Here is a 23,921-nt window from a genome sequence, read left to right as displayed (position 1 = left end):
CGACACTGCCAATTGGTTAGTAGCAACTAAGGGGAGACGATGTACGTATCGGAGATCCATATTCGTGGTTTTCGCTGCTTCAGTGCGGACAGTCCTCTAACGCTCAAACTTCGCCCGGGCCTAAATATTCTCGCGGGCCCGAACGATGCAGGAAAAACCGCGATCATTGACGCGCCCCGTCATGTGCTTTGGACGCGTGGCGATGATTTTGTGCGCCTCGATCCCGGCGACTTCCACGTGAGTGCCGGCGGCGAGCGAGCCACGGAAATGCTAATTAGGTGCAGCTTCGAGGGCCTGGAACCTGATGAAGAAGCCCGCTTCCTTGAGTGGTGCACCAACGAAAATGGCGTCCTTCGACTTTATGTTTGCTTACGTGCCTCCCTGCGTAAACAACCCGGCGGCGGCTTCGCCGTTGCGACTCAGTACCGCGCCGGCCGCGACGCCGACGGGTTGCCCCTCGAAGGTGAACTGCGCGAATACCTGAAGGCGACCTACCTCAAGCCACTGCGTGACGCGGAGCGAGAACTTCGCTCTGGCCGGCGTTCTCGCTTGTCACGCATCCTTGGCGCCCTGCCAGTGATGGCCTCGCAGTCGAAGGCGTCCGCAACTGGGGAAACTGCCACCTTAGTCGACGTGATGAAGCGCACCGACGACGACATCGACGATAACGACGGCGTCACCAAGGTGGAGGAGGCTGTCAACAGCACTTTCTTGGATAAGCTCTCGTTCGCGAACGACCAATTGACCGCCACCTTGGGCCTTGGGGCCAAGGGATCGTTCGAGCAGCTTCTTGAACGTATGGAGCTTTATCTGGATCCGCCCGCTGGTCACACCGAGCGAGTTGCTCGCGGCCTGGGCTACAACAACCTGCTTTTCATGGCTGCGGAGCTATTGCTACTTGAATCCCATCCCGAGCAAGTGCCATTTCTTTTGATCGAAGAGCCGGAGGCGCATCTCCATCCGCAGCATCAGACCCTGTTTATGCAGTTGCTGGAGGAGCACACCGTTCCGCCCAAAGCTGGCGAGGCTCGCAAGCAGGTGCAGATCTTGTTGACGACCCATAGTCCGCAGCTGGCCGCCGGGGCGCACCTCGAAAACGTGACCCTGGTAGTGAACCAAAGCACCTTCTCCTTGGACAAGGGGCAAACCAAGCTGGAAGACGACGACTACACGTTTCTTCGCCGTTTCCTCGACGCGACTAAAGCCAATCTATTTTTTGCCCGCGGCCTGCTGATCATCGAGGGCGACGCGGAGAATCTGCTGCTGCCAACAGTTGCCCGAAAGCTAGGTCGTCCGCTGGGCAAGCATGGCGTCTCGATTGTCAATGTCGGGCATCGGGGGTTATTTCGCTACAGTCGCATCTTGCAGCGGCTGGACGACAGAATTCTGCCGATTCCCATCGCCCTAATGCCGGATCGGGACATCCCGCCAAACGCGGCGAAGGGCATGATCCGCACGGGTCGGCGCACTGAGAGCGACTACTCCGCCGCTGAGCTTGCCGACCATATGGTCACATTGAAGTCGGACGAAGGTGGCTGCGTAAAAGCCTTTCCGTCGGAGCAATGGACACTGGAATATGACCTGGCTCGCACAGTGGAGTTGGCGGTGATGGTCCACCAAGCGGTGATGCTGGCGAAGCGACCGGCCGGCAAGACCTCGGAGCAGATCAAAGACGATGCGGCCAAGCAAATTGCGACTTGGCGTGGAGAGGCCGGCAGCACGGATGAGGCCGTTGCCATGCGCATTTACGAGCCGATGCTTAAGAAGAGCGTGTCCAAGGCTCAGGTTGCCGAGCAGATGGCGAAGTTAATCGACGAGCTGCCGGACGATGCTGTGACATTTCGCAGAAAGCTACCAAACTATCTGGTGAAAGCGGTGGACTACGTCACCTCTGCAGCACCGCATCCTGAGGACTCCGCTGCAGAGGCTGGTGAGGCTGCGGAGGCGGAGTCTTGATCCGGATTCCAGAGCTGACGCCAGAGTTGCTCGATGAGTTGGGAAAGTCGTTGGGCGGCTGCACGTTCGATGACGAGAATCAGATTCGTTTCCTGCGTACGGTGGACTCATGCGAGGTCCAAGCGGCGCCCGGCAATGGAAAAACGACGTTGTTGATTGCGAAGTTAGCCCTGTTGTCGCGGACCTGGACGTCGCGTGTCCAGGGCGTATGCGTCATCTCGCATACAAACGCGGCGCGCGACGAAGTCGAAAAGGCTCTGCTAGGGCATGCGGCGGCCTCGGTGTTTCTCGGCTACCCACATTTCATCGGGACGGTGACGGCCTTCTTGCACCAATACCTCGCCATGCCTTACCTGCGGGGTCTAGGTTGGTCGGTAGAGCGTATCGACGATGATGCATTTGCCGCCGCGGCCAAGCGGGCGATGCGCGGTAAGGCCAGCCTCGTCAAGCGGACCAAACAACGAAAAGGGATGTTTGCGCGCCAAACCGAGACCTGGGCTTCCAATCTGGAGCTGGCCGATGATTTTACGTGTATGGCAGGCCAGCCACCGGACCGTCTGAAGGTGCGTGCGCTGCGAGGCCAGCACGGCCCCAGTACTGATTGCGGTTCTGATCTGGAGTCCTTAAAGACTGAACTAGTCAACCAGGGCATATACCGGTTCGGTGACTTGGTTGCCCTGGCAAAGAAGGCGCTCGACCTGTCTCCTAATCTCGCTGATCGGGTCCGTCGGCGTTTTCCGCTGGTTCTGCTCGACGAAGCGCAGGACACAAGCGGTAGTCAGTTGAAAATCCTAAATACGTTGTTCGGGAATGGCGGGGCCGCCTATCAGAGGTTAGGCGATCGGAACCAGACGCTATACGAAGGCTTCGCCGAGGAGGACACCCTCTGGGCGCCGGCGGCTGCGGTCATACCCCTAAACCGAACCCGACGGTTCGGCTCGGAAATCGCTGCGTTTGCCAGCAGTCTTACTACCAGACATCGGCAGCAGATTCAGGGCGAGCCAGGTCTTCCCTGCCGGCGCACCTTGCTGTTGTTTGACCAAGCGTCGATCGATCGCGTGCATCCGGCCTATGTCGAGGAGATTCAGACGCACTGGCCGAACCCGCCTGGCCCGCCGGCGGCGTTGTGGGCCGTTGCATCGCGTCATAGCAGCTATCGTCCGCGAGGGGCTTGGTTGCCAAAAAGCTTGGTGGACTACTATCCAAGCTATCGGGCCGACAGTTCATCTTCGGCACAAGCTGAAACTCTGTGCAGGATGATGCAGAAGGCTTCGCTATTGCACGCTGGTGGCGGGCAGCCACGCGCGTCGCTGGCCTTCGCCGAGTCTGCACTGGTGCGCTACTTGCGACTGTATGGCTGCACGGCCGAGAACGGAGGGCGCATCCACAATGCAAACCTGTGGCGCATTCCGCTGTTCTCCGAGGATCGATGTCGCAGCTTGGCTGTGCGACGCCTTTTCCGCGACAGCATCCTGATGGGAACTTCTGCATGGGCGAAGAACGAGTGGGAGTCGTTCTGCGAGCGCCTGAAAACTTGCTTGGGTTTGGGCGATGCGTCCGGCGACAAAGATGCTCTCAAGCTGTTCCTAGAGTTTGAGGACCGTGAGGCTATGACGGCGTCGACACCTACGCAGTCGGCCAAGTTAGCGCAGATTGACGGTCTGTCTGTGCACTTGGGCTCCATCCATTCGGTCAAGGGCCGGACTGTTGACGCCGTGCTCTTGGTTGAGTCCGAGATCTGGAAGGGCAACAAAACAGAAGACAAATGCATGGACCTGGAGACAATCCTTCCCCACGCGTTCGGAATCGAAGAATGCGATTTCAGCGGAAACGACGCTCACCTTACTGCTGCTACCAATGCATTCGTCGGAGTGACACGGGGCCGCCAGGTACTAGCTTTAGCGGTGCGAAGATCAGCTGTGTCGGTGCAACTTCTGGCCGCAGCGCGTGATCAGGGCTGGATTGTGCGCGATCTCACTTTGGCCCCAGCCAGCTGATTAAGCGGCGTTGACTGGCTAGCTGTTTGTTGGATTTCTGCGCGGTGCCGTCCGCTCTTGGCCGAAAGCAGACAATTCTTAGAGAGAGCGGCCTAAGTCGATGTCTTTGTCGTACTTGAGGTTGAACCCGTAGGTGTCGATCACGCCTGCAGGAGGCATCTCCTCAACGACTGTAAAGGTCGGCCCAAAGTACTCCCAGAAGACCCAATCTCTGTGCGGATCCCAGTACTCTCCGACGACCGCCTGGATAGGCTTTCTTGCCTCCAGACGCGCATCGAGCTCACGGACCAATCGAAATGGCGCCTTGTGATAGTCAGGCATCTCGACCCGATACAGTCGAATAGCTTCTGGTGCCGCGTTCTGGCCCCGTAGAAAAGCAGTCGATGCTACCGTGCTGTCGGACGCAAATAGGCAAATCGATCGCGAGGGCGCGTCATTCGGTCGGTGCGCCTCCAAAATCGCGACGACGTGCGGGTAATAGTCTGTCGCTCTTGATGCTGTGACGACCTGACCTGCTGAGAGCACCTGCAACGTGGCGTGGAACAGCGGCGGATGTAAATTGGTCATGAGCAGCAATGGGTGTAGATATGAAGGCGGTAGCGTGTCACATCGCTTGGGCTGTTGGTACAACCATCTGGGCGAAACTATGAGATTGCGTAGCCAGTTCCCGCGTAGGGATTGCCAGTCGGTGACGTGCCTAGGCGAGGAGACTGACGTAGCTACCCAACCGCGGTCGAGTTGCTGCGAGCGCGCCTCGTCTTACGGGATCATGTCCGCTCACGACCCATAGCGGACATCAGGCCACACGCGAGCGTACTTGGCGTCTCTCTCGGGCGTAGCCACTCGGGGATCGACCCACGTAGCGAGTGAAGGCAGTACTGAACGTGCTCGCCGACGAATAGCCCACGCGCTCGGCTACCTTCTCGATCACCAGGTCCTGACGATCGAGGATGTCCTTCGCGATTGCCATCCGCCAGGCGAGCAGATACTCCATCGGCGGCATGCCGACCGCACGAGTGAAGCGTTGGAAATAGGCCGACCTTGACAGCGCGGCGGCCTTTGCCAACTGCTCCACCGTCCAAGAGCGAGATGGATCGCGGTGCATCTCCCGGATCGACAGGGCCAGACGCTCGTCCGCGAGACCGCGTAGCAGACCTGCCGGCGCAGTGTCGCCCGGTGCTGCGCGCAAGGCTTCGATAAGCAGAACCTCGACCAGCCGGGTCAGGATGAGGTCGCGCCCCGACCTCGTTTGCATGGCTTCCTCGCGCACGAGCCGCACCAGCACGCTGAAGCGATCCTCGCCCCGGACGTGGATGACCGGCGGGAGCAGCGCCACCAGCAGCGCCGTGTCTGGCGAATCGAAGACGAAATAGCCACCCAGCATGCGCACGTCGGGCTCCCCCTCGATGGAGCCATGGCGCAATTCATGGCCTTGGTCCGCGATGGCGGTGGGATCGACCTGCTGCGGCTCGATGGGCTCGAACCCAGACAGGACAAATCCCGGTGTAGCGGGCAAGAACACGAAATCGCCTGCCTCCAGACGCAGCGGATCCGCGCCATCGACCTGCAGAAGGCAGGCGCCGTCGGTCACCACACAAAACCCAGGGTGTCCGAATGGCGCGTAGCGGACACCCCAGCGCCCGGCGCCGGAAATGCTCTTGCCCATGACCCGGGCGGGTCGAAGCAGGGTGATCAGCTCGGTGAGGGGGTCGGCCATGACAGGACTATACCCAATGTTATGTGGACTCTACAGCATCGATAGTCCGACATTGCATGCCTATCGTGGTCGCACCTACCAACCACGGAGTCCCCGCAATGAAGACCATTCTGATCACTGGCAGTTCCTCCGGCTACGGGCTCGAAACCGCCCGTTACTTCCACGATCGCGGGTGGAATGTCATCGCCACGATGCGCCGCCCGAATCCCGACCTCCTGCCCGCGTCCGACCGCATCAAGCTGGTCGCGCTGGATGTCACCGATGCCGACAGCATCGCCCGCGCCATCGAGGAGGCCGGCCCGGTCGATGTTCTCGTCAACAACGCGGGCATCGGCGTCGTCGGCGCCTTCGAGGCCACGTCGATGCAAACGGTGCGCGAGGTGTTCGAAACCAACACGTTCGGCACGATGGCGATCGTGCAGGCGGTGATTCCGCAGATGCGCGAGCGCCGGGCGGGCACGATCGTGAATGTCACCTCGAGCGTCACTTTGGCCAGCATGCCGCTCGCTGCCGCCTACACGGGGAGCAAGACGGCGGTCGAAGGTTTCACCGGCTCCCTGGCGCACGAACTGGGCGCGTTTGGCATCCGGGTCAAGCTGGTCGAACCCGGCTACGGCCCGACCACGCGGTTCGCCGAGAACGGGGCCGAGCGCATGAATGGTCTTATCCCGGATACCTATGCGGACTACGCCCGCCCGATCTTTGAGGCCTTCGCCCGTCCGCAGGCGACCACGCGACCCGAGGATGTGGCCGAGGCGGTCTGGCAGGCCGCGCACGACGGCTCCGACCAGTTCCATTTCCCCGCTGGAGCCGATGCCGTCGCATTGGCAGGGCCGCGGTGAATACGCCGGCACGATTGCCCCGGTCTGGAAGGCGACAGCGGCGCTGGATGCCGGTCCTCAGGTTGCTCCTGGCAGCGGTGCTCGTCGCCGCTGCCTTGGGGGCGTCGGGGCATTCCCGTGAAGCCCCGATACGACCGCTTACTCCCTTCAGCCTGGAGGTGGTTCGCCAACATTCCGACGCAGCATCCGGCGCGGACCAGTCCGTGGCCCTGGTGCTCGGCGGCGGTGGGTTGCGTGGCTTCGCCCACATCGGCGTGCTGCGCGCGCTTGAGGAGCGCGGGATCCGGCCAGACATCGTGGTCGGCACCTCGGCAGGTGCCCTGGTCGGTGCCGCCTATGCCAGCGGCGTTACCGTCGAACAACTGGAAGCTGCAGCAATGGACATCGACGTGCCCGCGCTGATCGACTGGACGCTAGACGAAGGCGGCTTGATGCGCGGCGACGAGATTGCACGTTGGGTGGATGGCGCGACCCGGGGACGACCGATCGAGGATTTCCCTGTGCGCTTCGGTGCGGTCGCGACCGATCTCGACAGCGGTGACGCTGTTCTACTTGCGGTGGGTGCGCCTGGGGATGCCGTCCGCGCTTCGGCGGCTGTACCGGGTGCGACCGTGCCGGTGGCCTATCCCGGTGGTCATTTGGTCGACGGCGGCGTCAGCAGCCTGGTGCCGGTGCGCTTTGCACACGCGATGGGTGCGCGTGTCGTCATCGCGGTGGACATCTACTGCAATGCCGACGAGTTCACGGCGTTATCAGCCCCGGGCGTGCTCCGGCGCTCCATGCGCCTGCAAACATGCCTGTTGGCGGATTCGGAATTGAGTGAAGCCGACATCGTCATCCGGGCAGATGTGCCAATGCCGAAGATGTCCGAGGCAAGTTCCAGGCAAATGGCAATGGATGCGGGTTATGAGGCTGCCACTGCGGTCTTGAACAAGCATGACGGAGCTTCATTGAGGGCATCATTGGACTTTCAGGACTAGCGCCGGCTTCTGGCCGATAGCAGCCGCTAACTCAGTGACTGCTATTGGCCGAAAGCGGCCGCTGTGACGCAAACACGAGTCCGCGCTGCTGCGTTTTTCCGCTCTTCTCTTCTACGAAACTTGGCCTGTATTCGAGCCGCCTCAGGCGTTCGCAACGTCCGCTGTGCACAAGAGTAACCGGCAGTCGTCTGAACTTCCGTCCTCAGCTCGAGTTGCAGGAGTGTCCTGGCTCAGACGGTCGCGAGATTATGGACGTCTTCGGCTGGAAATAGTCCAGGATCCACGATGGTGGCATGCGCCGCCACTTGGTTGTCCGCGAAGAAAAAAACAGCCAAATCCTTCCCAGCGCGCGAGCAACACACATACAGCAGGCGCCACGTGCGGCCGAAAGTTATTTCGCTGCCCTCACGCTGGTTGTTCCGGTCGGTATCGGATGGCGACGTCATGCCGAGAAGTTTATCGTATGAGAACTGGTTATGACGGCCTTCCTCGTCATCGAGAACAGTCCTATGCTGTCAGCGGAGCCAAGTTGGCGTTCGACAATGCCGCCGCCAGACACGATGCGATACCCATAGTTGCGGTCGCGCAGTTTGAGAGCCCGTTCAGCACAAGCGCGCCTGAGATACGGGTCATATCTCGGCATCCTCGGTGCCGCATCTGCTTGACCCATGGCGTTCGCTCTTCCAGGATTAGCCGCGAATGCTCCGGCAGTTCGGACGCCGACCGCGGCATACATGGAGACGTAAATGCCGAAGCTCGACTCTCATCTCTTAGCGGCGAAACTAGCGTCACTAGTCTGGGTGTTCGCTATCTGTGCGTGTGCCGCCAAAACCGCGGGCCCTACTTCAGCTCAAGGCAAAGCCGCCATCAACGACTCCCTTAGCGCACAACAACTCCACGACAGGCTCCTGGCCTGGATCTTGAGTGTGAACGACGCCCGAGACTTATCCGGGCCGAACGTCGAGAAACGCATTGGTCTCGACCTGGGACTTGCCCCCGAGACTCCCAACAATTTCCACGCTGTCGGAACACTGTCTGAAGGTTGGCGGTACTCGCTGTCTTCGGTTAAAACCACGCCCGGACAGGAACCCCATGCCGTCCTGCTCAACATGAGGCGTACCGGCGACGGCTACGCCGATATGACTCGCGCATGTGTTGGCCTGGAACACTACCAATCCCCCCTCATCGCCGCAGGATTCGAAGCGTCTGAGCGCCCTCGGCGGGGAGGCACGGAATACAGGATCTTCAGAACGAAGAAGGTCCATGTGCGTATTGAACTTCAAGGGAAGACAACACCCCTCGACGAGAAGTTGTGTGTTTCCAGGGTATTCGTCGCGGCTGCGGCCCCTCAAGGATGATCGTGTATGGCAACACTTCAAGATGAATTAGCTGCAAAGCATAAAGCTCGACGCCTTGACCCCTGGCAGCCCGTCTTCCAGGATTAGCCCGCGAGTGCGCTGGCAGTTCGGACACGGAACAGCCGCACACATGGAGACCTAAATGCCCAAGCTCGACTCTCACCTCCTAGCGACGAGACTGGCCCCACTGGTCTGCGTGCTCGCTGCCTGTGCGTGCGCCACCACGACCGCGGGCCCCACTTCGCTTCAGGAGAAGGCCGCCGTGACGGATTCGGCATCGCCCACCATCAACGACTCGCTAAGTGCACAGCAACTCAACGACAGGATTCTGGCCTGGATTCTGAGCGTGAACGACGCCCGCGACCTGTCCGGGCCGAATATCGAAAAGCGTACCGGCCTTGACCTGGGGACCAAACTGGAGACCCCCAACATTTTTCGCGGCGTCGGGGCTCTGACTGAAGGTTGGCGCTATTCGCTGTCTTCGGTTAACACCGAGCCAGGACAGAGGCTACATGCTGTCCTGTTCAAGATGGGACGTGCCGGCGACCGCCACGCCGATATGACCCCTGTGTGTGTTGGCCTGGAGCATTATCAATCCCCACTCATCGCCGCCGGATTCAAAATGACCGAGATGCCTCGACGGGCGGGTACGGAATACCGCATCTTCAGAAATGGAAAGGTCTATGTGCGCGTTGAGCTTCACGGAAAGACAACACCCATCGACGAGAAGTTATGCGTTTACAGGGTGTTCGTCACCGCTGCGGCCCCTCAGGGATGATCGGAAATGGCAGCACTTCAGGATGAATTAGAAGCAAGGAAAAAGCTCGACGCGATGCTGACTGAGTTCGAACAACGAGGCGAAAAAGACGATCTGAACCCAGGGGAGATTTTTCGCGGCGTCCTCGACAGCACCCCGGGACTTAAGGCGCAGTTCCTCCTCGCCGTCGAGAAAGGACACTTGGTCGCGATAGAAGCCGAACCCGATCCGAGATTCAACGGTAGTTACGACTACATTGACCGGACCATGCGCCTGTCGGCCAAGCAGTTGAGCGAAGCCGATCCGAGCCAGCCCCCTGACGAAATCCGAGCAGCTGTCAATTTCATTCGCTATACCGCCGGCCACGAGATCGACCATGCTCTGTCCCGCAACGAACACTTGCAGTTGGGGCAGCGATTCCAGGAACAGGTTGCGACGATCGCGAATGGTCCGTCGCCTCACGACTTTACCGCTGCGGTGAAGGAATACAACGAGGGGGCGCGCACAAGAGAGGCGCGAGCTGAAATCGCAGGGTTCAACACCATTGCAGCTCAGGTGCGGCATGAGAACCCTGAGGCGACACTGGCCCATGTGTATAAAGCCGACGGCAGCGCTTCCAACTACATCGATGAAAGCAATGAAAACCCTCCGCGCTACGCCGCCGATTCGGGCCTGTACATCAAATCCGATCTACAGATGGACGCGGATAAAAGCCTGGAGACGATGGCGAAGGAGTTTTACGACCGTAACCCAGGCTACCCCGCCCGCAACATCGACTGGGCCTTCGGCGAAATCTACCGCCAGGAAGCCATCGCACAGGCCGCACAGCCCGGGCGCGACTTTCCAGAGATCAGGATCAATGCCCAGGCGCTCGGCGCGCAGGTGACCTTGCCTCCGGACTTCATCGACAGCAGCCGCGCGCCGGACAAGCCGGTGCCGCCTGCGGAGCGCCCTGCCACGCCCAACGCCAACGACCCCAGCCATCCGGATCACCCGCTGTTGGAGAAGATCCGGGGCAGCGTGCGAAGCCTTGAGCAAAGTATCGGCAAGCCCTGGGACGAGCAGAGCGAGCGCATGAGCGCCAGCGCGCTTTCGCTGGCGGTCGCCAATCGGTTCGGCCCTGGCGACGACGTCAAGGTCACGCTGAACCGCCCCACCGCGCAGAACGCGGCGGGCGAAGTGCTGTTCGTGTACCGGGACGGCCGCGGCGCCTCTCCCGACCCGGCGGCCAACTATGCGCACATGCCGGTCGCTCAGGCTCTGTCCCTGCCCTCGCCCGAGCGCTACGAACAGGCGCAAGCCATACGCGAGACTCAGGCGGCCGAGCAACGCTCGCTGCGGGAAAGCGCGCAGCAGACACAGGGGATGGACGGACAGGCTCAGGGTGGGCCGCGGATGCAGCATTAGCCGGCGCAGCGGTGCAAGCGGTGTCCACTTCCGGCCCGAAGCGGACATCCAGACGATGTCCGCCTCTAGTGCTCAGCGCACGTCCGGCCGATCTGCCGGCCGCGGCGCGGTGTGTCGGCGCCGGGCATGTTGCGGTGGTACTTACTTGGTCGAGCGCGCCGTTTCCTTTGCCGCGCGATCGATCGTGTCGGCGACCACTTTGGGCTGGGTCATGAACACCGCATGGCTGGCGGCGACCTTGGTGATGCGCGCTTCGATGCGCTCGGCCATATGGATGAGCATGGCCTGGTCGAACGCCTTGTCGTCGGTGGCAATCACGGCCCAGCTGGGCTTCGTGCGCCAGGCGGCCTGCGTCAGCTTGGTCCCGAACACCGACATGTTGATCGGCACCTGCGAGTCGCGCAGAAACGCTGCGTCGGCATCGCTGGTGTCGTGGGCGAAACCTGCCTTGAACTTGGCGGGGCTGATGAAGCCGTAACCGTCGCTGCCGGTTTCGATGACGAACTCCGGCGTGGGTGCGAAACCGGCGTATTGCTGCGCGGTGGTTTCGCCGGCATCCGGCGCGAGCGCGGAGACATAGACCAAGCCCGCCACCTTGTCGTGGACGCCGGCTTCGGTGATGACCGTGCCGCCCCAGGAATGCCCGACGAGAATGGTGGGGCCGTCTTGGCGGTCGAGCACGCGCTGTGTGGCCTTCACGTCATCGGCGAGCGAGGTCAACGGGTTCTGCACGATCGACACGCGATAGCCGCGCGCGGTCAACTCGTCGTAGACCGGGCGCCAGCCTGAGCCGTCGGCGAAGGCGCCGTGCACCAGAACGACATTCTTCACCTGCCCGCCATCGCGGGCTGCGGGGGCTGCGGCATCGTGGGCTTGGGCAACGGGGGAGATGGTGGCCGCCAGAGCGGCGGCGAGCACTGCGGGGATGAGCTTGAGCATGGACGTGGCCTCGGGCGGTGGGTGGTGGTAGTTCGATCTGCGGCATTGGCCGGCAGGGCTACTTTGCGGGGCGAGCCCGGACCATCGGTGACCGAACGTCCTGATAACTTGACCGAACGTATTTATCAGCCGCGAACGAGAGCCTGCCCGGATCGAGGGGCGAGTCAGCGGGAAGGCCTGCTCTCGCGAAACAGCCGGGAACCGGGAACCGGGACGCACCGATGCGGCCGGCCGGGGCGGTTACACCGTCGGCACGGTTCCGCCGTCGATCGTGTATTCCGTCCCCGAGATCGACGCGGCCCGGGGAGAGACCAGGAACGCGATAAGGTCGGCCACTTCACCCGGCTTGGCCGGGCGCCCCAACGGAATCCCGCCCAGTTCCTTCATGACCAACTGCTTGCCGCCTTCGTAGTCCGTCCCCGCATGGGCCGCGACGCGTTCGACCAACGCGACCGAAGCCTCCGTCTCGATCCAGCCCGGCGAGACACGAACCACGCGCACGCCCTTCGGCGTGACTTCCTTGGACAGCGCCTTGCTGTAGGTCGACAACGCCGCCTTGGCAGCGGCATACGCGGTCGTGGCGTCCGGCAGCGGCAGCGTGCGCTGGATCGAGGTGACATGCAGGATCACACCCGAGCCTTGCGCGATCATCGCGGGGAGCAAGGCGCGATCCAGTCGCACGGCCGATATCAGATTCAGATCGAGCGCCTTCGCCCACTCCGCATCGTCCAGGGCGGCGAACCCGCCCGCCGGCGCCGACGATCCCCCTACCACGTTGATCAGGGCATCCACGCCGCCGAGATGGCGCAGCGCCGCCTCCGCCGCTTGGCGAGCGCCTTCGGCCGTGGCCAGGTCGGCCGCCATATAGTGCACATCGTCGATGGGCCGGTCCGGCTGCGAGCGCGCAGTCGCCACGATATGCGCGCCGAGCTGGGACAACCGTTCGACGACGGCAGCGCCCACACCGCGCGAGCCGCCTGTCACCAGGACGCGCTTGCCGGCCAACTGCAGGTCGAAGCTCACGGCGCGATCTCCAGCGTGGCGATCTTGCCGCGCTCCAGGGTGAAGCCATAGCGCAGGTCCACCGGACTGCCGGGGAAGTTGCCGGCGACGCGCGCCGTCACGATGTAGGTGCGCTCCTGCTGCTCCAGCGTGTGGGGCTTGGCGGTATAGGTGTACTTGGCGAACGAATCGGTCTTCCACGCTGCGATCGCAGCGAGGCCCGAGTGGGTCTTGCCCTCGTCCCGCACCAGCCCGTCTGCGGTGAAGCAGCGGGCCACCGCTTGCGCGTCCTGGGTGTCGGCATGGAAGTAGGCCGCGATCGGCTCGGGCAGGTTCAGATCGTTCATTGCAATGCTCCGGTTGGGTCCACGGAGCAAGGTTGGCCCGTTCTCATAGATAAGAGAATCACCTACTATCTGATCAGGCTATGTAGAGATCAGTGCACAATGCGCGGCTCTGAATTCGCGGAACTCAAGGCCTTCGTGGCCGTCGTCGACCGGGCCAGCTTCGCGCGGGCCGCCGATCACTTGGGGCTGTCCCGGTCCGCCCTCAGCCAGATCGTTCGCCAGTTGGAATCGCGCTTGGGGGTTCGCCTGCTGAACCGGACGACGCGCAGCGTCTCGCCGACCGAGCCGGGCCGCCGATTGCATGAGCGCATCGCCCCGATGCTCCGCGACATGGACGAGGCCGTTGCGCAGGCCGTGGGTACGAGTGCGCGTGCCGCGGGGACCCTGCGGATCAACACCCTCAGCATGGCAGCGAAGAAGGTGATCGCGCCGCGACTGGGTCGTTTCGCCAAGGCGCATCCCGATGTAGCGCTCGACATCGTGATCGACGATGGCTTGAGCGATATCGCGGGCGAAGGATTCGATGCAGGCATCCGCGTGGGCGGCCGCCTGCAGAAGGACATGATCGCGGTCCGACTTACCCCGGACATCGAACTGCTGGCCGTGGCTTCGCCCGACTATCTCGCCAGATGCGGCGAGCCCAAGACACCCGCCGACCTGAGCCATCACGCCTGCATCAACTGGCGTTTCCCGGGCAGCGGAAAGGTTGCAGGGTGGGAGTTCAAGAAGAAGGGGAAAGCGGTCGAATTTTTCGGTGAAGGCACCGTGACTTCCAACCATCAGGACATCGTCGTGCCCGCCGCGCTCCAGGGCCTGGGCATCCTCTATGCCTACAACGACGACGGCATTGCGCAGGCGCTGCAGGACGGGCGCTTGAAGCGCGTGCTTAGCGACTGGTCGCCGACGGTCCCCGGCTTGTACCTCTACTACTCCAGCAGACGTTACCTTCTTCCCGCACTCCGCGCGTTCATCGACTGCCTGCTCGATCGCGATCTCGGCAGCGAGGGTCCGTCGACGTCAGGAACCAGCCCCTGACCGATCCGGCGGCAGTGCCGACACTACCGAGGTCTGCGCGTCGATCTGCGCGCGAGCTACCTGATTTTCACCAGCACCTTGCCCTTGGCGCGCCCGCCGTCCGCGTAGGCCAAAGCCTCGTGCGTATCTTCGAACGGGAACACCCTGTCGACGACGGGGTGGATCGCGCCCGATTCGACGAGATGCGCGATCTCAGCCAATTGCGCCCCGTCGGCTCGCATGAAAACGAAGGTGTACTCGACATTCTTCCGCTTGGCCTTGTTGCGGATGCCACGGCTTAACAGGCGCGACACCAGCTTGATCGGCCAGGCCAGTCCTCGCGCGGCGGCGAACGCCGGCGTGGGCGGCCCGGAAATGGAAATGAGATGCCCGCCGGGCTTGAGAACCTGCAGGGATTTGTTCAGTTCGTCGTTGCCCAGACTGTTCAGCACCACGTCGTAGTCATGCAGCACGGTGGCGAAATCCTGCTGCTTGTAATCTATTACGACGTCCGCGCCCAAGGCCTTTACCCAGGCGATGTTGGCCGTACTCGTGGTCGTGGCGACGAAGGCGCCCAGGTGCTTGGCGAGCTGGATGGCAATGCTGCCCACGCCGCCGGAACCGGCGTGAATCAGCACCTTCTGTCCTCTTTTCAGCTTGGCGGTTTCGACCAGCACCTGCCAGGACGTCAGGGCCACCAGCGGAAGGGAGGCGGCCTCGACCATGCTGAGGTTGGCGGGCTTGAGCGCCAGCGACAAGGCCTTGACGGCGATGAACTCGGCGAAGCCGCCGATGCGATCATCGTCGGGGCGTGCATACACTTCGTCGCCCGGTTTGAACTGGTGCACGCGCGCGCCAACGCGCACGACCGTGCCGGCGACTTCGTTGCCCAGAATCAGCGGGAAGCGATAGGGAAGAATCAGCTTGAACTCGCCGCTCCTGATCTTGGAGTCCAACGGGTTGACGCCTGCGGCGTGGACCTGGATCAGGACATCGTCGTCGCGCAGGTCCGGCTCGGGCATGTCGCCGATGCGGCCGGTTTCTTGCTTGCTGTACCGGTCGATGATGAAGGCTTTCATGTCGTGTCTCTGAGTGGGTGGTTCGGCCAGGCCGCCGACGTCGATCGACCCGTTGAGGTCGTGTCCGACGCCGGGCGTGTGTCGAGCCTGGCCGGGTCACAACAAGGTGCGGTTTGCCGTACGACCGCCTCAGACGGCGGTGCGATAGCGCTCCGCGGCCTGTGCCTGCCGGATGTCCGTGAGCAGGGCCTGACGCGTGGCATCCAGGGTGTCCCAGCGTGCGGCAACATGCAGTGGCGGGATGGTGACGGCCTCGCGGCGATCGAAGCCGACCAGGGCCGCATCGACCAGTTCGCCCGTGTCCATCACCTCGGGCAGCGTGTTGATGTCGATGCCGGCGCGCTCCCATATCTCGGTGCGCGTGGCGGCAGGCAGAACCGCTTGCACGTAGACGCCCTTGGGCGCGAGCTCCAGGCTCATTCCTTGGGACAGGAACAGCACGAAGGCCTTGGTCGCGCCGTAGACGGCCATGCCGAGCTCCGGCGCCAGGCCGACTACCGAGCCGATGTTCACGATCGCGCCCTCGCCTGCAGCGACCATTCGGGCGGAGGCGGCGACGGCCAGGCGGGTCAGCGCGGTCGTGTTCAACGTCACCAGTCGTTCGATGCTGTCGGCCGATTGATCGATGAAACCGCCGGACTGGGCGATGCCCGCGTTGTTGATGAGGATGCCGATGCGGGCGTCGTCGCGCAGGCGTGCTTCGATGGTGGCCAGTTCATCGTGCTGGGTGAGATCGGCCGGCAGCACCTCGACCGCGACGGCGGTTTCCTGGCGCAGGCGAGCTGCCAGCGCTTCCAGTCGTGCCTGGTCGCGTGCGACCAGCACGAGGTCGTGGCCGCGCCGTGCGAAGCGCTCGGCATAGACGGCGCCGATGCCGCTGGAGGCACCGGTGATGAGGACGGCAGGGCGTGTGGTCATGGTGCGTTTCTCTGGAATTTTGATGGGGGGCATGGGAGGTGCGACGTATCGGGCCAGTGAGCCGGGAATGACGTTCGTTTCCTGGTCCCTGTCTGGTGACGGCCATAATGATGATGACCGTAATCTTTAATGTCAATAGTTTGATGATGAACATCATCTATATGGTAAAATGCGCCGCTGCCGTTGGCAGGCAGGGCATCAGAGGCATCCGTAATGAAGGTCACCAAGGCACAAGCGCAGGCAAACCGGGCGCGCATCATCGAGACCGCGTCCACCCTGTTCAGGGAGCGGGGTTATGACGGCGTGGGCGTAGCCGACCTGATGGCGGCCGCCGGCTTTACCCACGGCGGCTTCTACAAGCATTTCGGCTCCAAGACCGATCTGATGGCGGAAGCGGCAAGCTGCGGTTTAGCGCAGTCTGCGGACGTCGCGGCGGGCGTCGATCTGAAGGACTTCGTCGAGCTTTACCTCTCCCGAGAGCATCGGGACAAGCCGGGCGACGGCTGCACGCTGGCCGCGCTATGTGCGGATGCCGCGCGTCAGCCGGAATCGGTCAAGGCGGCCTTTGCCGCCGGTATCGAGCGCCAGCTGGCGGCTCCGGCCCGCCAAGCGGGGCGGCCGGTCGACGACGCGAACAGCGAGACGCGCGCGCGCCGAATCGCCCTGATGGCGCAGACCATCGGCGCGGTGGTGTTGTCGAGGTCCTGCCCCGACGATGCGCCGCTGGCGGACGAAATCCTGGAGGTCTGTCGGGCGCGCCTCTTTGCGCAGCTGTCGGACGAAGGGCTTATCTAGACAGCCCTTCCGGGATCGTTAGAAGTTCACCGCGAGCTCGCATGCATCGCCAAGCGGTTTGACGGCTCAGACAGGTCGAACAGACCGCCCATGCGTCTTATGCCTCCCTGCCCTATGCCTTGGCAGGTGTCCGCTCATGACCGAAAACAGACGCGTGCCGTCGCATCGGCCGGAGCCGCTTGCGGCGAGTTGCGGCGAGCGAAGCGCCTGCCGCTAACTCCAGCTCGCGCGACACCGGGCCGCTGTCTTGTGCGTCGGCTTCAACGGCTCAGCGGAATCTCCAGATAGCTGCCTCCATACCAGCGCACCCGCACCGGTTCGCCGGCATCGGCGATGCTCTCCCCTGCCACCGCCTTGCCGCTGCCGTAGTTGATCTCCTGCTGCGGGTTGCGCAGCACGCTCACCACCGCCACCAGCCGGCTGCCGGGCTGCATGCGCTTGCTGGTGGCGCGACCGGCTTCGAAGTCGAGCACGGTGCGATGGTCGGGTTGCAACAGTTGCCGGCGGCTGACGTCGCCGACGTAGCTGGCGCGCGATTGGTAGCGCGAGAGTTCGAAATAGCGTTGGTCGGGCAGTTGTTCGTACAGCGAGATGTTGAAGTCGAAGTCGCGCTTGTTGGTTTCGATTTCCAGCCGGCCGGAGAACAGGCCGCTGAATTCCTCGGCCTCTTTGAAGGGTTCGCTGACGAACACCAGGCTTTCGGCGGTGTCGAGTTCGCGGTCGACGATGGCGCCGCCCGGGACGATGCGGTCGGCGTCGCTGCGGTCGCGCAGGTCGATGGTCTGTTCGGCGTAGCTGTCGGCCGCGACCGGCTGCGCGGCGAAAGCGTGGCGGCCGTCGCTACCGGCGGCGCCGAGGTAGAAGCGTTGGCGCCGCTGCGCCATCGCCGCCAGCGAGGGCGCGTGCTTCCATTCGTTGGCGCCCATCACTTGGTAGTTGATGCGGTCGGCGAGCAGCGCGGGTTTGGGCGCGCCTTTGAACACGTAGTCGAACCATTGGTAACGCAGTTCGCCCAGGTCGATCTGCGCTTGCGGGTCGAGCGTGTAGCCGCGCAGTTCGGTGCCGGTGGCGACGGTGCCGCGCTGGCCGCTGACGTGGTTGTAGGGGCCGATCACCAGGTAGTGCTCGGCCTGCGGGCGGTAGCGATAGTGCTGGCGCAGATAGTACAGCGCGCCGATCTGGGCGCCGTCGTAGTAACCGGTGGTGGTCAGCACCTTCAGATCCAGCGCGGCGAATTCGTCGCGATAGGGGATCATCGATTGCCAGTAGGCGTCGTAGTCCGGGTGCGACAGCCAGCGCAGGTAGAGCGGATTGGGCGTGCCGTCGATCTGCGGCAGTTCGCGGTAAGGGCGCCCGCTGAGGTACCACTGGCGATACATGCGATTCCAGCGCGGGTAATCCTGCAAGGGCGCGTTGTCCACCTGACGGTTGTTGGTGATGTAGAACGGCCAGTAGTACTGGAAGCCATAGAAAATGCCGCCTTCCATCGGCACGTCGAGGCCGGGCGCGCCGGTCACCGAGGGCATCAGCGCTTTCAGGGCCTTGGGGCGGCGCTTGGCCGTGGCCCATTGAGTGAAGCCCTCGTAGCTGCCGCCGTACATGCCGACGCGGCCGTCGCTCCACGGTTGCGCGGCGATCCAGTCGATCAGCGCCGCTGCATCGTCGCCGTCGTGTTCGTAGGGCGTCGGGCGGTCGGGGCTGCAGCCTTTGCCGCGGCTGTTTCCGATCACGCCGGCATAGCCGTGCGAGGCCGAGCGGCGCGCTTCGTTGAAGGTGGGGACCGGGTCGGCGTAGATGGTGAAGTTCAGCAGGGTCGGCAGGCGCTCGGGCGCGTTGCGCTGGCGCACGATCAGCGCGCAGACGGTGGCGCCGTCGGGCGTGGTCACCGCGACATCGCGTTGGATCAGGTAGCGGCGCGCGTCGTCCGCGGCGATCAGCGCCGGCAAGTGCGGCGCCAACGCCGCGTAGCTGCGTTCGACCTGGTAGCTGCGCAGCAAGGCCAGCGCGGCGTTGCGGTCCAGCCTGGGCTGTTTGCGCAGCGGCGCCAAGGCATCGGCCAGCGCGCGCTGCTGCCGCGGCTGCTCTGCGGTCTCGAAGTTGAGCACGCGCATGGCCACGGCGGCGCTGCGGTCGTCCATCGTCGCGATCGATTCGGCGAAGGCGCGCGGCAGGGCCTGCTCGAAGCTCAACCCCTGCCCCGCCTGCAGCGCCTTGGCGCGGGCGTACAACCGGTATTGGGCGAGGTTGAGCCGCACCGGCACCGGGCCCTGGGTGGCGGTGGCGGCGAGTTCGTCGAGGCTGCGTTCGGCCGCAGCGTAGTCGCCGGCCACCAGTTGCAGGCGGAAGCGTTGGTTGAGGTCGCGGCTGCGGTCGGGGTCGCGATAGTCGGCGAGCAGTTGCCGGGCCAGCGACGGCATGGCGGCGTCCAGGCGCTTCGCATCGTCGGCGACGATCGCGGGCAGCGCATAGGACGCGGCGGTTTCGGCCGCGCGGGCAGCGGAACCGCACAGGCCGACGGCAGCGATGGCCGACATGAGAATGATCGATCGCAGCATTTGCCCTCCCAGGCGTGCATGTATCCCTGACTGGATGGCGCCAGCGGCGGAATCGTCGCATAACCGACACCGCCGCGAACGAATACACGATTACGCCGGCTTGCTTGCTGTAGGAGCGGCGTGAGCCGCGACCCGGGATCCCTGCTTGCGGCGCTCACTGGAAAGCCCACGGTCGCGGCTTGCGCCGCTCCTACAGGAGGCGGGCTGCAACCGAATGTCCCAGGACGGGCATATAGCCAAGGTCGCGCCGCGGGCCCGACAATGGCGCTTTCCGACAATGGATGTTGCGCATGCGTGCTGCCGCCCTGTTGCTTCTTCTCGCATCGTTCGGTGCCGACGCGATCGTCGTTCGCGACGATGTCCCGGATTTGCGCTATCGGATGGCGGCCTCCGAATTCCCGGCGCTGGTGGACCTGCCTGGCGAGGGCCATGGGGTGCTCATCGCGCCGCAGTGGGTCGTTACCGCCGCCCACGCCGTCGCCTGGCAGCACGCTGTCGATGAGGTGGTCGTCGGCGGCACGCCGCGTGCGGTACGCCGCATCGTCGTCCATCCGGGTTATAAGCAGCCGCCTCAGGCGATGATCGACGCCGCGCTGAAATCGGGCGATTGGGAGGCGTTCTTCGCGTTCGCCGCTACCTCCGACGACATCGCCCTGATCGAGCTTGCCGAGCCGGTGCGCGATGTCGCACCGGCGCGCATTTACCGCGGCTCGGCATTGGGCAAGGTCGTTCGGATCATGGGGCGCGGCGCCACGGGGACGGGTTCGAAGGGCCATTCGCTGCATGGACCGAACCGGACCGCCCTGCGGCAGGGCTACAACCGGATCGGCATCGAGGAAACCCGCTGGATCGGCTACACCTTCGACGCACCGCCGAAGGCGCTGCCCCTGGAGGCCTCGACCGGTAGCGGGGACAGCGGCGGGCCGATCCTGGTCGCGGTGGACAAGCAATGGCAGGTCGCAGGCGTAACGGCGTGGAAGCGTGGCCTGGTCGAGGGCACCGAACTGCGCCCGGGGCGATACGGCGAGACCAGTTACGGCGTGCGGTTGGGGAACTACGCGAGCTGGATCGAAGAGACGATGGCGTCGGGCGGGGATTCCGGGAAATCCGCCGGGCGTTGAAGCGGCGCTGGCGACGGGGATAGGAATGCCGGTGGATCGCTGCCTGATGCAGGTGAATCGCTCCCTGTAGGAGCGGCGTGAGCCGCGACTGCGAATCCCTGGCGCGCGACGCAAGCTGGAAACCCCGCGGTCGCGACTTACGTCGCTCCTACAAGGGGCCCAGACGGCTGCGCGGCTCTTTCGGATGCAGGCGAATCGCTCCCTGTAGGAGCGGCGTGAGCCGCGACCACGAATCCGGGCGTGCGGCGCAAGCTGGAAACCCCGCGGTCGCGACTTACGTCGCTCCTACAGGGGCCCAGATGGCTGCGCGGCTTTTTGGAATGAAAAGCCGGCGGAGACAGGAATGCCGGTGAATCGCTTCCTGTAGGAGCGGCGTGAGCCGCGACCGCGAATCCAGGCGTGCGGCGCGAGCTGGGAAGCCTGCGGTCGCGACTTACGTCGCTCCTACAAGGGGCCCTGATGGCTGCGCGGTTTTTGGCATGAAAAGCCGGCGGAGATAGGACGGCCGGTGAATCGCTTCCTGTAGGAGCGGCGTGAGCCGCGACTGCGAATCCAGGCGTGCGGCGCAAGCTGGAAACCCCGCGGTCGCGACTTGCGTCGCTCCTACAGGGGCCCAGGTAGCTGCGCGCGGGGTCAGCGATTCTGCGACTCGGGGTGCCGCACCTGCCCTGCTCCGCGCACGACGAAGCGTTCGATGGTCAACGACTCCACGCCCATCGGGCCGTAGGCGTGCAGGCGCGTGGTCGAGATGCCGATCTCCGCGCCCAGACCGAGCTGGCCGCCGTCGTTGAAGCGCGAGGAGGCGTTGACCATCACCGCCGAACTGCGGGTGCCGCGGACGAACGCCTCGGCGGTGGCGGCGTCTTCGGTCGCGATGACTTCGGTGTGGTCGGAGCCGAAGCGGGCGATGTGCGCGAGCGCTTCGTCCAGCCCATCGACCACTTTCGCGGCGATGATCAGGTCGAGGTATTCGGCGGCGTAGTCGCCCTCGTCGGCGGGCTGTACCGTGCCGGCCGGCAGGTTCGCGGCCAACGCACGCGTGCGCTCACAACCGCGCACCTGCACGCCACGCCCCGCCAGCGCGGCGAGCGCGCGCGGGACGAAATCAGCAGCGATGTCGCCATGCACCAGCAGCGTTTCCAGTGCATTGCAGACGCCAGGACGCGAGGCCTTGCCGTCGATCAGCAGGCCGAGCGCGAGGTCGAGGTCGGCGGCGCGGTCGACGTAGAGATGGCACACGCCCTTGTAGTGCTTGATGACCGGCACGCGGGCGTGTTCGGCGACGAAACGGATCAGCCCCTCGCCGCCGCGCGGAATCGCCAGGTCGACCAGGTCCGACAGTTGCAGCAGTTCGAGCACATGCTCGCGCGCCGGGTCTTCGATCAACGATACCGCCGCGGCCGGCAAGCCCTGCTCGCGCAGTGCCGCATGCAGGCAGGCGGCAATCGCGGCATTGCTGGCGCGCGCTTCCGACCCGCCGCGCAGCAGCACCGCGTTGCCGGCTTTCAGGCACAGCGCGGCGGCATCGGCGGTGACGTTGGGGCGCGCCTCGTAGATCATCGCGATCAAGCCCAGCGGCACTCGCTGGCGTTCGATCACCAGGCCATTCGGCCGGGTTTCGCGACGAGTGACTTCGCCGAGCGGGTCGGCCTGCGCCGCCACTTCGCGCAACGCAGCGGCGATCGCGGCCAGGCGCGACGGGTCGAGGCGCAGGCGGTCTAGCATCGCCGCGCTCAGGCCGGCCGCTTCGCCGCGGCCGAGGTCTTCGGCATTCGCGCTGAGAATGCGCTCGCTGGAAGCGTCGAGCTGCGCCGCCATCGCCTCGATCAGGCGGCGGCGCGCGTCGCCGTCGAGCGCGGCGAGGACGACGGAGGCGTCGCGCGCCTGTTGGGCCAGGGCCCGGACATAACCGCTCATGGCAAGACTTCCTTGGGCAACTCGGTGACGGCGCCGGGACCGGCGTCGCCATTGGAACTCTGGGACGGCGCGCTGGCGCGATCGAGCAGCACCAGGTCGTCGCGATGCACTACCGATTCGCCGTAGCGGAAACCGATCAGCGCCTCGATATCGCGGCTGTGGCGGCCGGCGATCCGGCGCACCTCGCCGGCGTTGTACTGGACCAGGCCGCGCCCGAGCACCGCGGCGGCATCGCCGACGCTGCGCAGCTCGACCACGTCGCCGCGGCGGAACTCGCCTTCGGCCGCGACCACTCCGCCCGGCAACAACGAGGCGCCGCGATCATGCAGGGCCGTCGCCGCGCCGGCATCGATGCGCAGGCAACCGCTGGCCGGCGCATGCCGCAGCCACTGCTTGCGCGCACGCAGACGGTCGCTGCGTGCCGCCACCAGGGTGCCGTGCAAGCGGCCTTCGCCGAGCGCGGCGACCACTTCGGCATCGCGGCCGCAGAACAAGGCAGTGGCGATGCCGGCGGTGGCGGCCTTGGCCGCGGCTTCGAGCTTGGTGCGCATGCCGCCGGTGCCGAGCGTGCCGGCGCCGCCGCTGGCGGCGTCGAGCAGTTCCGGCGTGACCACGGCGACCTGCGCAATCGGCCGCGCCGTCGGATCGCGCTGCGGATGGCCGCTATAGAGGCCGCCGATGTCGGTCGCGATCAGCAGCAGGTCGGCATCGACTAGCGACGCGACCGCAGCAGCGAGGTTGTCGTTGTCGCCGAGTTTCAATTCGTCGACGGCGACGGTGTCGTTCTCGTTGATGACCGGCAAGGCGCCGAGCCGCAGCAGCTCGCGCAACGAAGCGCGCGCATTGAGATAGCGGCGGCGGTTGCGCAGGTCGTCGTGGCTCAACAGCACCTGCGCCACCGGTACCGGCGACAGGCCCTGCCAGAATGCGATCAGCGAAGCCTGGCCCAGCGAGGCCAAGGCCTGCCGCAATACCAGGCCGTTGCCGCCGGCCTCGATGCGGCTGCGCCCGGCGGCGACTGCGCCGGACGACACCAGCACCACTTCGCGTTGTTGCGCGCGCGCTTCGGCGATGAAGCGCGCCAGCCCGGCCGCATAGCGCGGGTCGAGCCCGCCGCCGGCCTGGTCGGCGAAACCGGCCAGCAGACTGCTGCCGACCTTGAGCACAGCGCGACGCCAGTTCGGCAACAATTGCGCGGGAAAGTCCGATGAACTCACTTC

The 23,921-nt window shown here is 64.3% G+C and carries 21 protein-coding genes; 10 read left to right on the top strand and 11 right to left on the bottom strand.

The genetic code is table 11. The features are described 5' to 3' along the window. Positions 1–39 precede the first annotated feature (39 nt). Positions 40–1,956, top strand: a complete 1,917-nt coding sequence (locus tag LC490_RS14655) for an AAA family ATPase (RefSeq protein ID WP_223620645.1) — start codon at positions 40–42, stop codon at positions 1,954–1,956. Then, a complete protein-coding gene (locus LC490_RS14650; RefSeq protein WP_223620644.1) occupies positions 1,953–3,953 on the top strand; it encodes a UvrD-helicase domain-containing protein in 2,001 nt (666 codons plus the stop codon). Before LC490_RS14655 ends, LC490_RS14650 begins: the two co-directional genes overlap by 4 nt. A 78-nt stretch (positions 3,954–4,031) precedes the next feature. Here LC490_RS14650 and LC490_RS14645 read toward each other — a convergent pair whose 3' ends face one another. After that, positions 4,032–4,520 (bottom strand): hypothetical protein, encoded by a 489-nt coding sequence (locus LC490_RS14645; protein WP_223620643.1) that lies wholly within the window; start codon positions 4,518–4,520, stop codon positions 4,032–4,034. Positions 4,521–4,749: 229 nt separating this feature from the next. Beyond that, complete coding sequence (locus LC490_RS14640) at positions 4,750–5,670, bottom strand: AraC family transcriptional regulator (protein ID WP_223620642.1); 921 nt, start codon at positions 5,668–5,670, stop codon at positions 4,750–4,752. Positions 5,671–5,768: 98 nt separating this feature from the next. On the opposite strand from LC490_RS14640, the gene LC490_RS14635 reads away from it, so the two are divergent. Then, a complete protein-coding gene (locus LC490_RS14635; RefSeq protein WP_223620641.1) occupies positions 5,769–6,512 on the top strand; it encodes an SDR family oxidoreductase in 744 nt (247 codons plus the stop codon). Positions 6,513–6,715: 203 nt separating this feature from the next. After that, positions 6,716–7,492: a patatin-like phospholipase family protein gene (locus tag LC490_RS14630; protein ID WP_223620640.1), complete on the top strand. Its 777-nt coding sequence runs from the start codon at positions 6,716–6,718 to the stop codon at positions 7,490–7,492. Between the two features lie 230 nt (positions 7,493–7,722). Here LC490_RS14630 and LC490_RS14625 read toward each other — a convergent pair whose 3' ends face one another. Beyond that, the gene (locus tag LC490_RS14625; protein WP_223620639.1) at positions 7,723–7,938 is read right to left on the bottom strand and encodes a hypothetical protein; all 216 of its coding nucleotides are present in this window, start codon (positions 7,936–7,938) and stop codon (positions 7,723–7,725) included. A 300-nt stretch (positions 7,939–8,238) separates the two neighbouring features. Here LC490_RS14625 and LC490_RS14620 point away from each other — a divergent pair, with 300 nt between their 5' ends. The 3 genes from LC490_RS14620 to LC490_RS14610 all read left to right on the top strand — a co-directional run bounded on the left by LC490_RS14620 (position 8,239) and on the right by LC490_RS14610 (position 11,014). Next, a complete protein-coding gene (locus LC490_RS14620) occupies positions 8,239–8,850 on the top strand; it encodes a hypothetical protein (RefSeq protein ID WP_223620638.1) in 612 nt (203 codons plus the stop codon). 142 nt (positions 8,851–8,992) lie between these two features. Continuing rightward, on the top strand, positions 8,993–9,628 hold the full coding sequence (locus LC490_RS14615) for a hypothetical protein (protein WP_223620637.1): 636 nt from the start codon (positions 8,993–8,995) through the stop codon (positions 9,626–9,628). A gap of 6 nt (positions 9,629–9,634) precedes the next feature. Further along, on the top strand, positions 9,635–11,014 hold the full coding sequence (locus tag LC490_RS14610; protein ID WP_223620636.1) for an XVIPCD domain-containing protein: 1,380 nt from the start codon (positions 9,635–9,637) through the stop codon (positions 11,012–11,014). A 141-nt stretch (positions 11,015–11,155) separates the two neighbouring features. Here the strand turns inward: LC490_RS14610 and LC490_RS14605 are convergent, their stop codons facing one another. The 3 genes from LC490_RS14605 to LC490_RS14595 all read right to left on the bottom strand — a co-directional run bounded on the left by LC490_RS14605 (position 11,156) and on the right by LC490_RS14595 (position 13,302). After that, positions 11,156–11,953 (bottom strand): alpha/beta hydrolase, encoded by a 798-nt coding sequence (locus LC490_RS14605; RefSeq protein WP_223620635.1) that lies wholly within the window; start codon positions 11,951–11,953, stop codon positions 11,156–11,158. Positions 11,954–12,193: 240 nt separating this feature from the next. Next, complete coding sequence (locus LC490_RS14600; protein ID WP_223620634.1) at positions 12,194–12,976, bottom strand: SDR family oxidoreductase; 783 nt, start codon at positions 12,974–12,976, stop codon at positions 12,194–12,196. Then, positions 12,973–13,302 (bottom strand): nuclear transport factor 2 family protein, encoded by a 330-nt coding sequence (locus tag LC490_RS14595; protein ID WP_223620633.1) that lies wholly within the window; start codon positions 13,300–13,302, stop codon positions 12,973–12,975. The genes LC490_RS14600 and LC490_RS14595 overlap by 4 nt, the downstream gene beginning before the upstream one ends. A gap of 99 nt (positions 13,303–13,401) precedes the next feature. Here LC490_RS14595 and LC490_RS14590 point away from each other — a divergent pair, with 99 nt between their 5' ends. Further along, entirely contained in the window at positions 13,402–14,337 is a 936-nt protein-coding gene (locus LC490_RS14590) for a LysR family transcriptional regulator (RefSeq protein WP_223620632.1), read from the top strand. 56 nt (positions 14,338–14,393) lie between these two features. Here the strand turns inward: LC490_RS14590 and LC490_RS14585 are convergent, their stop codons facing one another. Beyond that, a complete protein-coding gene (locus tag LC490_RS14585; protein ID WP_223620631.1) occupies positions 14,394–15,395 on the bottom strand; it encodes an NADP-dependent oxidoreductase in 1,002 nt (333 codons plus the stop codon). Between the two features lie 129 nt (positions 15,396–15,524). Continuing rightward, a complete protein-coding gene (locus LC490_RS14580; RefSeq protein ID WP_223620630.1) occupies positions 15,525–16,313 on the bottom strand; it encodes an SDR family oxidoreductase in 789 nt (262 codons plus the stop codon). A 213-nt stretch (positions 16,314–16,526) separates the two neighbouring features. Here LC490_RS14580 and LC490_RS14575 point away from each other — a divergent pair, with 213 nt between their 5' ends. Beyond that, on the top strand, positions 16,527–17,108 hold the full coding sequence (locus LC490_RS14575; protein WP_223620629.1) for a TetR family transcriptional regulator: 582 nt from the start codon (positions 16,527–16,529) through the stop codon (positions 17,106–17,108). A gap of 260 nt (positions 17,109–17,368) precedes the next feature. On the opposite strand, the gene LC490_RS14570 is transcribed toward LC490_RS14575, so the two are convergent. After that, on the bottom strand, positions 17,369–19,642 hold the full coding sequence (locus tag LC490_RS14570; protein ID WP_223620628.1) for a CocE/NonD family hydrolase: 2,274 nt from the start codon (positions 19,640–19,642) through the stop codon (positions 17,369–17,371). A 311-nt stretch (positions 19,643–19,953) separates the two neighbouring features. Between LC490_RS14570 and LC490_RS14565 the strand changes: the two genes are divergently transcribed. Further along, entirely contained in the window at positions 19,954–20,784 is an 831-nt protein-coding gene (locus LC490_RS14565; RefSeq protein WP_223620627.1) for a trypsin-like serine protease, read from the top strand. A 633-nt stretch (positions 20,785–21,417) separates the two neighbouring features. Here LC490_RS14565 and LC490_RS14560 read toward each other — a convergent pair. Next, on the bottom strand, positions 21,418–22,701 hold the full coding sequence (locus tag LC490_RS14560; RefSeq protein ID WP_223620626.1) for a glutamate-5-semialdehyde dehydrogenase: 1,284 nt from the start codon (positions 22,699–22,701) through the stop codon (positions 21,418–21,420). Further along, a complete protein-coding gene (proB, locus tag LC490_RS14555; RefSeq protein ID WP_223620625.1) occupies positions 22,698–23,918 on the bottom strand; it encodes a glutamate 5-kinase in 1,221 nt (406 codons plus the stop codon). Before proB ends, LC490_RS14560 begins: the two co-directional genes overlap by 4 nt. Between the last annotated feature and the right edge of the window lie 3 nt (positions 23,919–23,921).

This window comes from Lysobacter sp. ESA13C (assembly GCF_019970005.1).
In the GTDB taxonomy this organism is placed as follows: domain Bacteria; phylum Pseudomonadota; class Gammaproteobacteria; order Xanthomonadales; family Xanthomonadaceae; genus Lysobacter; species Lysobacter antibioticus_B.
The sequence above is the reverse complement of the archived record's forward strand: the minus strand, read 5'-3'. Positions and strand labels throughout refer to the sequence as shown.